Below are 13344 nucleotides of genomic sequence, written 5' to 3'. Positions count from 1 at the left end.
GGATGCGTGCGCAGGACGACCGTATGGGCGTGGTGCGTCGCGTCAGCGGTCGCGGTGGTCCTCGATGTGCAGGCGCGGGGCGCGGCGCGGCTCGACCGCGCCCGCGGCGTAGATGAGGCGGATCACGCGCTGCCGGTGCCCATGCCACGGTTCGAGCAGCTCGAGCATGCCGGCATCATCTGTACGGGTCCCCGTGAGCGCGTAGCCGACGTGGTGCGCGAGGTGGAAGTCGCCGACGCTGACGGCATCCGGATCGCCGAGGGCGCGGATCCGCGTCTCGGCCGTCGTCCAGGCGCCGACGCCCGGCAGGGCGGTGAGCGCGGCGCCGTCGGCGCGCGCCGCGCGGTCGACCGCATCCGGGCGCGCGGCCGCGCGGGTGAGCGTCTGGGCCTGGGGTGGCTCGAGACCCGCGCGATGCCATGTCCACGACGGGATCCGGTGCCACGTGGGCGGCGCCGGCGGGGCGAACATCGGGCGCGGAGTCGGGCCCGGGGCGCCTTCGCCGCACCAGGTGACGAGGCGTCGCCAGGCGCCGAACGCCTGCCGCAGCGTGACCTTCTGCTCGATGACCGCCTGCGCGAACGCGTCGAAGACCTGGTCGGTGCGCGCGAGGCGCATGCCGGGGTGTCGTCGGTGCGCGGCGTCGATGAGCGGATGTCGCGACGCATCGAAGCCCGACGCATCGTCGAGCGCACCGCAGAGCGCGGGCACCTGGGCGAGCGCCCACTCACGGCCGTCGCCCCAGGCGGCCGCCCGGACGGATCCGTCCGCCTGCTGCCGCAGAGCTACGGTGGCCACCCCCGCCGGCGTGCGGGTGGCGCGCCAGATGACACCGCCCGCGCGCTGCTGGGTGGGGTCGCCCGGCCCGCGCTGCAGCCCCGCGACCGTCGCGTGCAGGTCGAGCGGTGCGCGCGGACGATGCACCATCTGCAGCGGCACGCCGTCGGCGGGCCGCGCGTCGTGCGGCGCGGTGATCGTCATGCGAGCACGCTATGCCGAACCCCTGACAAACGTGGTGCGGGGCACCCTGCATGTCCCACGACACGCCGTCACGAAGCGTGCGTGACGGCGTGTCCTGGGACACGGACTGCGTCGGTGCGCTCACCGGGCCTGCGCGACGCGGCATGGGTGGCGGGCGCCCGCCGTGTCCGCGGCGCGGGGCCGCGCCGCGTCAGAAGCGGTCGGGGGAGGGGGCGCCGGTGCCGTAGCGGATCGTGACGTCGGCGTGGCGGTCGAAGCGGTAGCCGATGCCGCGCACGGTGCGCACGATGTCCTCGAAGCGGCCGAGCTTCGCGCGCAGGCGGCGCACGTGGACGTCGATCGTGCGCTCGCCGGGAGCGCCGTCATCATCGGCCTGCCAGAGGGATCCCACGAGCTCGGCGCGCTCGATCGTGCGGCCCTCGCGGAGCACGAGATACTGCAGCAGCTCGAACTCCTTGTACGTGAGGGCCGCGTTCTCGCCGTCGATGATGACGCGCTTGCGCGAGATGTCGACCACGACGCCCGTGTTCGTGTCGGGCGCGGGCTTCTCGGACTTCGCGCGGGCGACGGCGGCCGGCTCCTTGAGAGCGAGGCGCACGACGTCGATGTCACGACCGCCGGCCTGCTGCGGCGCGAGGGCGACGGTGGCATAGGTCTCGGCGTGAGGCGAGATGTCGGCGATCGTGCGGCGCAGCGCGTCGACGAGGACGTTGAGGCTCACGCCGTCGGCGGCCGCGGCGGCCTCGTCCAACCCGACGTACAGCGCGAAGCCGCGCGGCTCGGTGCCCGCGGGCACGCCGCCTGCGGGGCGGTCGGCGGAGGGGGTATCAGGTGAGGTGTTCACGTGGCGACGGTTCGATGGGTGCGCGGCGCGCTGTTCGCGCTGCTCCTGAAGCGAGGGTACCGGGCGCAGGTGGTTCGAGCGGGCGGTTGCGGGGCGCGTGGCGAGCGTGGTCATGAGGGGTCCTTCTGATGAGCGGATCCGCGGATCCGTGAAGCTGTCGAGAGTGCGCGAGTGCGCGAGGCGCGAGCGGAGGGCTCAGCGCGCGGATCCGCGGCGTGCGTTTAGCAGCGGCAGGATCCGTGACGGTGTGTGGCTGGGAGGACGTCAGCGACACATTCGACAGCACATGACGACGCGACCCGGCATCATGATGCCGGTGACTCCGTTCGCCTCCCGGGCGGACAGAATTCGCGAGTCGTCAGTCATGTCGGCAATTGTGACGGCGGATATCCGGGCGTGTCAATCCGTGTCGTGCCATGACGTCACAAGGTTTCGGTTTGTGACGGGCTCGGTCCCCCATGGGCCGTCATCTGCGGCCGCGCGGCCTTGACGCCCGTCGCGCGGCGCCGCTAGCCTCCCGCTAAATGTTCCCGGTAACAAACGGGTGGGGCGACGCAGCCGACCGAGCTCGAAGGAGAGTTCACAGTGGCGAGATCACGAGGCACGAGACCGTTCTTGGCGGTCGGAGCGGCGATGGGGATGGCGGTGACGGCCCTGGTGGCGACGCCCGCGGGCGCGTCGACGTCCGATGGCATCGTCGCGGAGTACCTGTTCGACGCCGACGGCGGCGCGACGGTGGCGAATCAGGCAGAGGGCGACGTCGGCGACGCGATCGTCGAGAACGTCACAGCAGACGACTGGACCGGAACCGCGCTCACGCTCCGCGGCGGCCCGAAGGACGGCGACGGCACCTGGGTGCGGCTGCCCGAGGGGATCCTCGAGGGGGCGACCTCGGCGACGATCACTGCGGAGGTGCGCGCCTCGGAGGTCTCGCTCGACGGCTATCACTTCCTCTGGAACATCGGAAACGCCTCGTCCGAGACCGAGTACCTGTTCTCCTCGCTCAACTGCGGGTCGGGGCGGGCGCCGCTCATCGGCATCAAGTCCGGCGGGGCGGAGACGCTCGTCCAGGCCGACGGCTGCGACGTCGTCGCCGACCAGTGGGTGAGCGTGACGAGCGTGATCGACGGCGACACGGGCACCGCCAGCCTCTACCTCGACGGCGAGCTCGCCGCCTCCGGAGACGTGCCGCACGTGCCCGCCGACATCGCCGATCAGTCGCTCAACGCGATCGCCAGGGCGCCCTGGCCGGATCCGCTCTTCGAGGGCGCCATCTCGTCGTTCCGCGTGTTCGACCGCGCACTCGCCGCGGACGAGGTCGCGACGATCGCCGACGGCGACGCGCAGCTCAACGCCGAGGCGAATCAGCAGGTGGCCGACGACATCATCGGCGGCCTCGGCCTGTCCGACATCACGACCGACACGCATATCGACCTGCCGACGGCGGGCGGCGCGGTCACCTGGGCGTCGAGCGAGCCCGATATCGTCGGCGCCGACGGAACGGTCGCCCCGCGCACGCAGCAGGACGGGGCCGCGACGGTCACCCTCACGGCGCAGACGGCGCATCGCGGGATGACGGCGTCGCAGGAGATCGTCGTCACGGTCGAGCCGAGCGACGCGACGCCGGAGGAGCTGGCGGAGGCGCGCGCGGCACGCTACGTCGTCGACCCCGTCGTGGCGTCGGGCGCCTCGCTTCCCGCGGCTCCTGACGGGCTCGAGGTCGCTGTGACGGGCGTCTCGGGAGACGACGTCCGGCTCGAGAGCGGATCGGTCGTCTCGACGAGCGACGAGGCGGCGGAGGCCGAGATCGGCGTCGAGATCACCGATGTCGCGACCGGCATCGTGATCCCGCTGACGTTCGCCGTCACGGTGCTTCCCACGGGCGGATCCGAGGAGCTGCTCGCGTATCACCGCACGCCGACGACCGACCAGGAGGCCAACAACGCCGACGTCGCGCTGAGCACGCACCTCGCGCTCGGACGCGGGGAGAGCTGGGCGCCCCTGAACGAGAACTACGGCATCTTCTTCGCGAAGACGAGCGAGACTCCGGGAGAGCGCGGCACGACGAGCGACATCATCCGCAGCCTCGTCGACCCGCACATCCTCCACGAGCCGGACGGCGGCTTCGGCATCGTCGCGACGCGCGTCGCCCGCGGTGGAGGATCCGACGGCACCGAGAGCTCGAGCCTGCTCTACGCCCGGTCGGCGGATCTGCTGTCGTACGACGAGATCGGTGTCGTCGGCCTCGGCGTGACCTCCGGGGTGAACGACCCCTCGGCCATGTACGACACGGCGCGCGAGCGCTACGTCGTCTCGTGGACGTCGGATGCCGGCATCGACATGGTCACGACGTTCGCGGATCTCGCGGATCCCTCCACGCGCGGACCCGTCACGCGCGGGAATGCGCCGGCGCTCGCCGGTGCGGGCGAGGCCCCCGGCGTCGACGACTACGCCTCCGGCAACGCCGTCGTCGTGACGCCCGCTGTCGCCGAGGCCCTCGAAGTGCGCTTCGGGCGCATCGCGAACACGTCGGCCGCGCCGTTCGCGCCGATCGAGATCGCCGAGGACGGCGAGTTCGACGCATCGGCGCTGCCGGGCGAGCTGTCGCTCGGCTACGACGACGGATCCACCGGGAGCCTCTCCGTCGACTGGGACGCCTCGGCGGTCGACACGCAGACGCCGGGGACGTATGAGGTCACCGGATCCGCACGCCAGGCCGAGTACGCGACGCCGTTCGCGGACGAGCGCGCGGATCCGTCGATCTACCCGTTCGACTGGAACGGCGAGCAGATCTTCCTCATGATCGCCACCGAGGACCTGCACATGAACCCGATCGACCCGGCCGTGCCGGGCGGGCCGCACATGCCGATCCGCGTAGGCGAATCGATCGAGGAGCTCTCTGACGAGGCCATCGCCGAGGGGCGCAACGCCGAGATCGACCTGCTGAACACGGGCGACGTCGACGCATACGGCGAGGTCATGACCGGGTGCTTCTGGGCGCCCGAGTTCCACGTCATCGGCGGCCGCCTCTCGATCCTGTTCATGCCGTGCTACGACGGCGACTCGGGTGCTCCCGACATGTGGACCGGGCGCGCGAGCATCATCCAGCTCGAGCAGGATGCCGACGGCAACGACCTGGATCCGCGCGATCCGGCGAACTGGACGACGACCGAGCACGTCATGCGCGCCGACGGCGAGACCGACCTCAACGCGCTCGACGGCATCTCGCTCGACATGACGCACTTCGAGGACTCGGGCACGCACTACTACGTGTGGCAGATGCTCGGATCCCTCTTCCTCGCGGAGATGGATCCGGCGGACCCCACCCGGATCACGACTGAGCCGACGCGCATCCTCGCGCCGGAATACGCGTGGGACAACGTGATCGCCGAGGGCGCGAACGTGCTCGTGCGCGACGGCACGCTCCACATGATCTACTCCGGGTCGTCGGTCGGCGACACGTACACGACAGGGCTGGCGACGGCGCCCGCGGGCGAGGGTGCCGACCTCGCGGATCCGGCGACGTGGACGCGGCTGAACTATCCGCTCCAGAAGTCCGGTCCGTACGAGGGTGAGTGGCAGCTCGGGACGGGGCACGGCATGTGGTCTCAGGACGAGGACGGCAACGACCTCTACGTGTTCCACGCGCGCACCGATCACAACGGCCTATCGGGGCGCGACACCTTCGTACGCCGCGTGCACTGGGCGTCCGACGGGCTGCCCGTCTTCGACATGGAGCGCGAGGAGGAGCTCGCGGAGGAGTTCCGCGCGCCGACGATCGAGGTGATCGTGCAGCCCGGCTCGTCGGAGAACCCGCCTCCGGGCCACGGCGGCACTCCTCCCGGACAGGGAGGGACGCCCCCGGGACACGGCACGCCCCCGGGACACGGCACGCCTCCCGGCCACGAGAAGCGGCTGGATCGCGCGCCCCTTCCCGAGGCGTGAGGTCGCGCTGAGAAGTCGCAGGGCCCGCGCTCGGATGCCGAGCGCGGGCCCCGACGCGATTATGCTGAATCCGCTGAACGGCCAGCGGAGGGAGCGGCACCATGGCTGACGCGCCTCCCGAACGAGTCAACATCCGGCACATCGCACGCCTCGCCGGCGTCTCGCATATGACGGTGTCGCGTGTGCTCAGCGGCAGCGAGTCGGTGCGCGAGTCGACGCGCGAGCGGGTGCTCGATGTCGTCAACGAGCTGAACTTCCGACCGAACAGCGCGGCACGCGCCCTGGCGACGAGGCGCACGCAGCGCATCGGCGTCATGGTCGAGGACTCCTCGGTCACCGGCCCCGAGAGCGCCCTGCGTGCCGTCGAGTCGGCGGCTCGCGATGTCGGCTACTCCGTCACCTCCGCGGCGCTCGCGAGCGACGCGGGCCTCTCGACGGAGGAGGCGGTGTCGTCCCTCACGGCGCAGGGCATCGACGCGCTGTGCGTCATCGCGCCGCGCTCGTCGAGCGTCGCGGCGCTGCGTCGTATCCGCATCGAGGTGCCCGTCCTCGTCGTCAAGGCCGACCCGGATCCGACCTTCCTCACGGCGGCCGTGGACCAGCGGCGTGGATCCGAGCTCGTCGTCGACCACCTCGCGGGGCTCGGTCATCGCGAGATCCTGCATGTGGCCGGGCCCCTCGACTGGCTCGACGCGCGGGCGCGAGAGCGGGCTTACCACGCGCGTGTCAAGGAGTGGGGCATCCGCCCGCGTCCCATCGTCGTTGGCGACTGGTCGGCCGACTTCGGCTACGAGTACGCGCGCGGGTTCCGTCGCATGCCCGACGCCACGGCGATCTTCGCGGCGAACGACGAGATGGCGATCGGGATCATCCACGGGTTGCACGAGGCGGGCTTCCGGGTGCCGGAAGACGTGAGCGTCGTCGGCTTCGACGATCTCGCGATCGCCCGGCACGTGCTGCCGCCGCTCACGACCGTGCGGCAGGACTTCGCGGCTCTCGGCGGATCCGTCGTGAGCGCCCTGCGCGCCGCGGCCGAGGGCGAGGAGATCCCCCAGACCACGCGGATCACACCCGAGCTGGTCGCGCGCGCGTCGACCGCGCCACCCCGGACGGACGCATGATGCGCGAGCCGATCATCGAGCTCGTCGGCGCGACGGTGGACTTTCCCGGCGCGCGTGCGCTCGACGCCGTCGACCTCACGATCCGCCCGGGCGAGGTGCACGCGCTCATGGGCGAGAACGGCGCGGGCAAATCCACGATCGTGAAGGCCCTGGCCGGCGTCCTCCGACTCGACGAGGGCATGCTCCTCGTCGGCGGAGAGCCGGTGCGGTTCCAGCGGCCCGCCGACGCGGCCGCGGCGGGCATCGCGGCCGCTTTCCAGGAGGTGTCGCTCTGCGACGACCTGTCGATCGCCGAGAACGTCATGCTCGGCCACGAGGAGCGACGATGGTGGGGCGTCGACTGGCGGCGCACGCGCGAACGCGCCGGCGAGGTCCTCGCGGAGCTCGGCCTCGACGACACCGACGTGCGCCTTCCCGTCGATCTGCTCGCGCCGCCCGATCGCCAGCTGATCTCGATCGCGCGCGCCATGGTCACGCACCCGCGCGTGCTCCTGCTCGACGAGCCGACCTCGAGTCTCGAGGAGACAGAGGTCGCGCGGCTGTTCGGCGTCATCCGGCGGCTGCGCGACTCAGGTGTCGCGATCGTCTACGTCTCGCATTTCCTCGAACAGGTGCTGACGATCAGCGACCGGATGACGGTCCTGCGCGACGGCGTCAGCATCGACACGTTCGACGCCGCTGACGTCGATCGCACGACGCTCATCTCGAAGATGGTGGGGCGCGAGATCGACGAGCTGCGCCAGATCGGATCCGACCGGCGCGAGCATCGCGTCGATCCGGTCGGCGATCCGCTGTATCGCGCCGAGGACATCACCCGGCGCGGCGCGCTCGATCCGGTCGACCTCGATCTGTTCGCGGGGGAGGTCGTCGGGCTGGCCGGTCTGCGCGGCTCGGGGCGCACCGAGCTCGCGCGTCTGATCGGCGGCGCCGACGCACCCGACGCCGGCACCGTCCGCGTCGACGGCCTGGCGGTCGCCGTGCGCTCGCCGAGCCAGGCGCTGGGGCTGCGCATCGCGCTGTCGGCCGAGGAGCGCCGCCGCGAGGGTCTCGTTGCCGAGATGTCGGTGCGCGACAACGTCCTCCTCTCTCTGCAGGCGCAGCGGGGGTGGGCGCGGCCGATCCAGCGCGCGGAGGCCGACGACATCGTCCAGCGCTACGTCGAGCTGCTGCGCATCCGCGTCGCAGGCCTCGATCAGCCCGTGCGCGAGCTGTCGGGCGGCAACCAGCAGAAGGTCCTGCTGGCGCGACTGCTGGCGGTGCGCCCGCGGATCCTCGTGCTCGACGAGCCGACGAAGGGCGTCGACATCGGCGCGAAGGTCGATCTCCAGCGACACGTCGCGCGCCTCGTCGCCGAGGGCGTGAGCGTCGTGTTCATCTCGAGCGAGCTCGACGAGGTCGTGCGGCTGAGCGACCGCATCGTCGTGATGAAGGATCGCGCGAGCATCGGCGAGATCAGCAACGGCCCGGCGATCTCCGCCGACACCGTGATCGAGATGATCGCCGCCGACGGCGACGCCGGCTGACGGCACGAATCGCCGAATGCGCGGGTTGCCTTCATCAAAATGTTCCCGGTAACATTCCCGGAACAGCGGGGCGCATCGATGCGTCCTACCCCTGTTCGGATCGCAGCGGATCCGGACGGACTCGAAGAGGAGCACCCCATGAAGCACAGCACGTGGATCGGACGCACCGCCGCACTCACCGGCGTCGGCGCCCTCGCACTCGGCCTCGCCGGATGCAGCGGCGGCGATGACGAGACCGCGGGCGGCGACGGAGAGCTCGTCTCCGTCGGATTCGTCGCCGTCGGCCCCGAGGGCGGCTGGCGCCAGGCCAACGAGCAGAACATCCAGGACACCTTCACCGAGGAAGCCGGCTACGACCTCAGCTACGCGCCGGCGCAGAACCTCGACCAGAACTCGCAGATCGCGTCCTTCACGTCGTTCATCGACGAGGGCGTCGATGTGATCCTCCTGTCGGCGACCGAGGGATCCGGCTGGGAGAGCTCGCTCGAGCGCGCACAGGAGGCGGAGATCCCCGTCATCCTCATCGACCGCGGCATCGAGCCCGACAACACCGACCTCTACGAGACGCGCATCGCCCCCGACAACTTCGAGGTGTCGAAGGGCGTGGCCGCGTGGGCGGGCGAGGAGTTCCCCGACGGCGCGACGTACTTCGTGCTCGAGGGCCCCGCCGGCGTCTCGGTCGTGAACGAGCGCAACGAGGGCTGGGACTCGGTCATGGAGGGCGAGGAATCCTTCGAGATGGTCGGCGCGCAGACCGCCAACTGGTCGACCGAGGAGGCCAAGGGCGTCTTCGAGACCGTGCTGCGCTCGAACGACAACGAGATCGACCTCGTGTTCGCGCAGAACGACGAGATGGGCCTCGGCGCCGCGCAGGCGGTCGAGCAGGCGGGTCTCGTCCCGGGCGAGGACGTCAAGATCGCGACGATCGACGGCACGAAGCCGGCGCTCGAGGCGCTGGCCGACGGCACGCTCAGCTTCGTCGCCGAGTACAACCCGCTCTTCGGCGAGACGGCCCTCGAGGCGGTCGAGACAGTTCTCGACGGCGGCGAGGTCGAGCCGTACATCATCGTGCCGAGCGAGACGTTCTCGTCGTCCGAGGCGGCCGAGGAAGCACTGCCCGACCGCCAGTACTGATCGACACGGTGCCGCAGGCCGCGCGCCTGCGGCACCGTGCTCCTCCGCCGATGGCGGAGCCGTAGGAGACGAGGAAGTGTCCATGACAGGCAACGAGCCGATCGTCGAGATGGCCGGGATCGAGATCGAATTCCCGGGTGTGAAGGCTCTCGACGGCGTCGACTTCCGCATGTTCCCCGGTGAGGTGCACACCCTCATGGGAGAGAACGGCGCGGGGAAGTCGACGCTCATCAAGGCGCTGACCGGCGTGTACCGCATCGACGCGGGCACCATCCGCGTCGCGGGCGAGCCGCGCCGGTTCCACGGGACGGCCGACGCGCAGGAGGCGGGCATCGCCACCGTCTACCAGGAGGTCAATCTCTGCGCGAACCTCTCGATCGGCGAGAACGTCATGCTCGGCCACGAGGTGCGCGGCCCGCTCGGCATCAACTGGCGCGCGACGCATCGCGAGGCGCGGTCCGCGCTCGCGCGGCTCGGTCTCCAGGAGGTCGACCCGACCAAGCCGCTCTCCAGCCTGTCGATCGCGTTGCAGCAGCTCGTCGCGATCGCGCGATCCATGGTGATCGACCCGAAGGTCCTCGTGCTCGACGAGCCGACCTCCAGCCTCGATGCCCTCGAGGTCGAGGCGCTGTTCGCCGTGATCCGAAAGCTGCGGGCCGAGGGCGTCGCGATCCTGTTCGTCTCGCACTTCCTCGATCAGGTGTACGAGATCAGCGACCGAATCACGGTGCTGCGCAACGGCGCCTACATCGGCGAGCGGAAGACGAACGAGCTCGACAGAGCCGAGCTGATCTCGATGATGATCGGCAAGGACTTCGCCGCCATGCAGTCCCTCGGCGAGGGCCGGGGACGCGGCATGGTCGGCGGCGACGTCGTGCTCGACGCGCGCGGCATCGCGCGGAAGGGAGCCATCGGGGCGACGGACATCGAGCTGCGCCGCGGCGAGCTGCTCGGCTTCGCCGGACTCCTCGGGGCCGGCCGCACCGAGCTCGCGCGACTCCTCTCCGGCGCCGACCGGCCGGATGCCGGCGAGCTGCGCCTCGGTGGGAAGAAGACGACGCTCGGATCTCCCGGCGCCGGCCTCGCGAACCGCATCGCGTACTCGACCGAGAACCGGCGCGACGAGGGCATCATCGCCGACCTCACGGTGCGCGAGAACATCATCCTCGCCCTGCAGGCCGAACGCGGGTGGCTGCGCCCGATCCCGCGCCGTGTGCAGGACGAGATCGCCGCCAAGTACATCGACGCGCTCGGCGTGCGTCCGGCCGACCCCGAACGGGCGATCGGCAACCTGTCGGGCGGCAACCAGCAGAAGGCGCTGCTCGGTCGGTGGCTCGCGACGGAGCCCGAGGTGCTGATCCTCGACGAGCCGACGCGCGGTATCGACATCGGCGCGAAGGCCGAGATCCAGGAGTACGTCGCCGAACTCGCCGAGGGCGGCATGTCCGTCGTGTTCATCTCGAGCGAGCTCGAGGAGGTCGTGCGGCTCTGCCAGCGGATCGCCGTCCTGAAGGACCACGAGAAGATCGCCGAGATCACGACGACCCCCGAGGTCACGGCGCAGACGATCGTCGACACGATCGCCGAGCACACAGCCGAGAAGGAGGTCGCGGCATGACGCGCGACGACGCCCATCCCGTGGTCCGACGGATCCGCGCGTTCTTCCACACGCCCTACGCGTGGGGGATCGTCGCGATCGTCGTCCTCCTGATCGTGAACCTGCTGCGCGACCCCACCTACCTCGAGATCACGCTCAATCCGGCGAACGGGCACCTCGTCGGCAACCTTCTCGACATCCTCCGCGCCTCCGCGCCGATTCTCATGATCGCCGTCGGCATGTGCCTCGTGATCGCGACGGGCGGCATCGACCTCTCGGTCGGATCCGTGATGGCCGTCTCGGGCGCCGTCTCGATGGAGGCGCTGAACGCCCTAGGCCCGTCCGACTCGGGCGTCGCGGCGCTCGGGGCTCTCGCGCTCGCACTCGGCCTCAGCACCGTGCTGGGCCTCGTCAACGGCTTCCTCGTCTCGGTCGTCCGTCTGCAGCCCTTCATCACCACGCTGATCATGATGATGGCGGGGCGCGGAATCGCGCGCGTCATCACCGAGGGGCAGAACACCAACGCCTCGAACGACGTGTTCCGGTGGATCGCCAACGGATACGTGTTCGGCCTCCCCGTCGTCGTCCTGATCGCCGCCGGAATCGTCGTGGCCGTCGGCCTGCTCGTGCGCCGCACGGCGCTCGGCCTCATGATCGAGGCGATCGGCATCAACGAGACGGCGAGCCGCATGGCGGGCATCACGCCGCGGGGCCTCCTGCTCACGGTGTACGCGATCAGCGGTGCGCTCGCCGGCATGGCGGGGGTGTTCGCGACGTCGACGGTCATGACGGTCGACGTCTCGCGCACCGGATACCTGCTCGAGCTCGACGCGATCCTCGCCGTCGTGATCGGCGGGACGGCCCTCAGCGGCGGCAAGTTCTCGCTCGGCGGCGCCGTCGTCGGCGCGCTCGTGATCGCGACGCTCGACAAGACGGTCGTGTTCCTCGGGATCCCCTCGGCCGCGACGCCCGCCTTCAAGGCCATCGTCATCATCGTCCTCTGCCTCCTGCAGTCGTCGCGCGTGCGGGAGTTCTTCGCCCGCCGACGAGCGCAGACCGTTCGACCCAAGGAGCGTGTCGCATGATGTCGCGCAGCAGTCAGAGCGCGCTCGAGGCGCCGGCCACGCACACGGAGAAGCCCGGCTGGAACGCCGGCCGCCTGCTTCAGCTCAATCCCTCGGCGCTGCCCACGGCCGCCGCCCTGCTCCTGCTCGTGCTGATGCTCGCGTTCGGCGAGATCCAGTACGGCCGGATCCTCCAGATGAGCACGCTGTCGAACCTGCTCATCAACAACGCGCACCTGATCCTCCTCGCCGTCGGTCTCACCTTCGTGATCATCACGGGCGGCATCGACCTCTCGGTCGGCGCGATCGTCGCGTTCTCGAGCGTGGCCGGAGTGATCCTCGTCAGCGCGGGGTGGAATCCCTGGCTCACGATGGTGATCATGGTCGCGATCGGCGCCGCCTTCGGGTGCATCTCGGGCGCGCTGGTCCAGTACTTCCGGGTGCAGCCGTTCATCGCGACGCTCGCGACGATGTTCCTCGCCCGCGGTCTCGCATCGATGCTGAGCACGACGCCGGAGCGCCTGCCCGACGACTCGTCGTTCCTGTTCCTCTCGGAGCCATGGAAGATCATCGACGGGCCGAAGGTCAACGATCTCGTCATCACGCCGAGCGTGCTCATCACCCTCCTCGTGGTGGTCGCGGCGTTCTTCGTCCTCCACCGCACGCGTACGGGCCGCACGGTCTACGCGATCGGCGGATCCGCGCACTCGGCATCCCTCATGGGGCTGCCGGTGGGACGCACGCGGCTCTCGGTGTACGTGATCAGCGGCGCCCTCGCCGGGCTCGCAGCGGTCGTGTACACGGCGCGTCTCGGCATCGCGCAGAACATCACGGGCACGGGCTGGGAGCTCGACGCGATCGCCGCCGTCGTCATCGGCGGAACGCTGCTGACGGGCGGCGCCGGGTACGTCCTCGGCTCGGTCGTCGGAGCGATCGTGCTGGGCCTCATGAACGTGCTGATCACCCGCGACGGCGGCATCCGCCCCGAGATGCTCACGATCATCACGGGCGGGATCCTGCTCGCCTTCGTGCTGCTGCAGCGCCTCGTCACCGCGCGGCGACGCAGACAGACCTGACCGCGGTGCCGCGGGGCACGTCGGCGGGAGCCGGAGCCCCGCGGCGTCACCGCACCGCC

General features: G+C 70.6%; 9 protein-coding genes. 7 read left to right on the top strand and 2 right to left on the bottom strand.

The annotated features are described in order from the left end of the window. Nucleotides 1-42 precede the first annotated feature (42 nt). Together KOL93_RS14965 and KOL93_RS14960 are read right to left on the bottom strand one after the other, a co-directional pair. Complete coding sequence (locus KOL93_RS14965; RefSeq protein ID WP_221586199.1) at nt 43-981, bottom strand: DNA-3-methyladenine glycosylase family protein; 939 nt, start codon at nt 979-981, stop codon at nt 43-45. A 190-nt stretch (nt 982-1171) separates the two neighbouring features. Beyond that, nucleotides 1172-1939 (bottom strand): winged helix-turn-helix domain-containing protein, encoded by a 768-nt coding sequence (locus tag KOL93_RS14960; protein ID WP_221586198.1) that lies wholly within the window; start codon nt 1937-1939, stop codon nt 1172-1174. Nucleotides 1940-2440: 501 nt separating this feature from the next. On the opposite strand from KOL93_RS14960, the gene KOL93_RS14955 reads away from it, so the two are divergent. The 7 genes from KOL93_RS14955 to KOL93_RS14925 all read left to right on the top strand — a co-directional run bounded on the left by KOL93_RS14955 (nt 2441) and on the right by KOL93_RS14925 (nt 13285). After that, nucleotides 2441-5770, top strand: a complete 3330-nt coding sequence (locus KOL93_RS14955) for a family 43 glycosylhydrolase (protein WP_221586197.1) — start codon at nt 2441-2443, stop codon at nt 5768-5770. Nucleotides 5771-5871: 101 nt separating this feature from the next. After that, the gene (locus KOL93_RS14950) at nt 5872-6891 is read left to right on the top strand and encodes a LacI family DNA-binding transcriptional regulator (protein WP_221586196.1); all 1020 of its coding nucleotides are present in this window, start codon (nt 5872-5874) and stop codon (nt 6889-6891) included. After that, nucleotides 6888-8414: a sugar ABC transporter ATP-binding protein gene (locus KOL93_RS14945; protein WP_221586195.1), complete on the top strand. Its 1527-nt coding sequence runs from the start codon at nt 6888-6890 to the stop codon at nt 8412-8414. The genes KOL93_RS14950 and KOL93_RS14945 overlap by 4 nt, the downstream gene beginning before the upstream one ends. 138 nt (nt 8415-8552) lie before the next feature. After that, on the top strand, nt 8553-9548 hold the full coding sequence (locus tag KOL93_RS14940; RefSeq protein ID WP_221586194.1) for an ABC transporter substrate-binding protein: 996 nt from the start codon (nt 8553-8555) through the stop codon (nt 9546-9548). 82 nt (nt 9549-9630) lie between these two features. After that, entirely contained in the window at nt 9631-11166 is a 1536-nt protein-coding gene (locus tag KOL93_RS14935; protein WP_221586193.1) for a sugar ABC transporter ATP-binding protein, read from the top strand. Further along, nucleotides 11163-12230, top strand: coding sequence for an ABC transporter permease (locus tag KOL93_RS14930; protein WP_221586192.1), 1068 nt, complete (start codon nt 11163-11165; stop codon nt 12228-12230). The genes KOL93_RS14935 and KOL93_RS14930 overlap by 4 nt, the downstream gene beginning before the upstream one ends. Next, nucleotides 12227-13285 carry an ABC transporter permease gene (locus tag KOL93_RS14925; protein ID WP_260406611.1) on the top strand — a complete coding sequence of 353 codons (1059 nt, stop codon included), beginning with the start codon at nt 12227-12229 and terminating at the stop codon, nt 13283-13285. Before KOL93_RS14930 ends, KOL93_RS14925 begins: the two co-directional genes overlap by 4 nt. The last annotated feature ends 59 nt before the right edge of the window (nt 13286-13344 follow it).

The organism is Microbacterium salitolerans (genome assembly GCF_019720895.1).
GTDB lineage: Bacteria > Actinomycetota > Actinomycetes > Actinomycetales > Microbacteriaceae > Microbacterium.
This window is presented reverse-complemented; position numbering and strand designations above follow the sequence as displayed.

What these genes read in the sequence shown, in the direction of transcription:
- KOL93_RS14940 (WP_221586194.1), top strand. Translation starts at nt 8,553, where the DNA reads ATGAAGCACAGCACGTGGATCGGACGCACCGCCGCACTCACCGGCGTC.
- KOL93_RS14925 (WP_260406611.1), top strand. Translation starts at nt 12,227, where the DNA reads ATGATGTCGCGCAGCAGTCAGAGCGCGCTCGAGGCGCCGGCCACGCAC.
- KOL93_RS14930 (WP_221586192.1), top strand. Translation starts at nt 11,163, where the DNA reads ATGACGCGCGACGACGCCCATCCCGTGGTCCGACGGATCCGCGCGTTC.
- KOL93_RS14960 (WP_221586198.1), bottom strand. Translation starts at nt 1,939, where the DNA reads ATGACCACGCTCGCCACGCGCCCCGCAACCGCCCGCTCGAACCACCTG.
- KOL93_RS14945 (WP_221586195.1), top strand. Translation starts at nt 6,888, where the DNA reads ATGATGCGCGAGCCGATCATCGAGCTCGTCGGCGCGACGGTGGACTTT.
- KOL93_RS14965 (WP_221586199.1), bottom strand. Translation starts at nt 981, where the DNA reads ATGACGATCACCGCGCCGCACGACGCGCGGCCCGCCGACGGCGTGCCG.
- KOL93_RS14935 (WP_221586193.1), top strand. Translation starts at nt 9,631, where the DNA reads ATGACAGGCAACGAGCCGATCGTCGAGATGGCCGGGATCGAGATCGAA.
- KOL93_RS14950 (WP_221586196.1), top strand. Translation starts at nt 5,872, where the DNA reads ATGGCTGACGCGCCTCCCGAACGAGTCAACATCCGGCACATCGCACGC.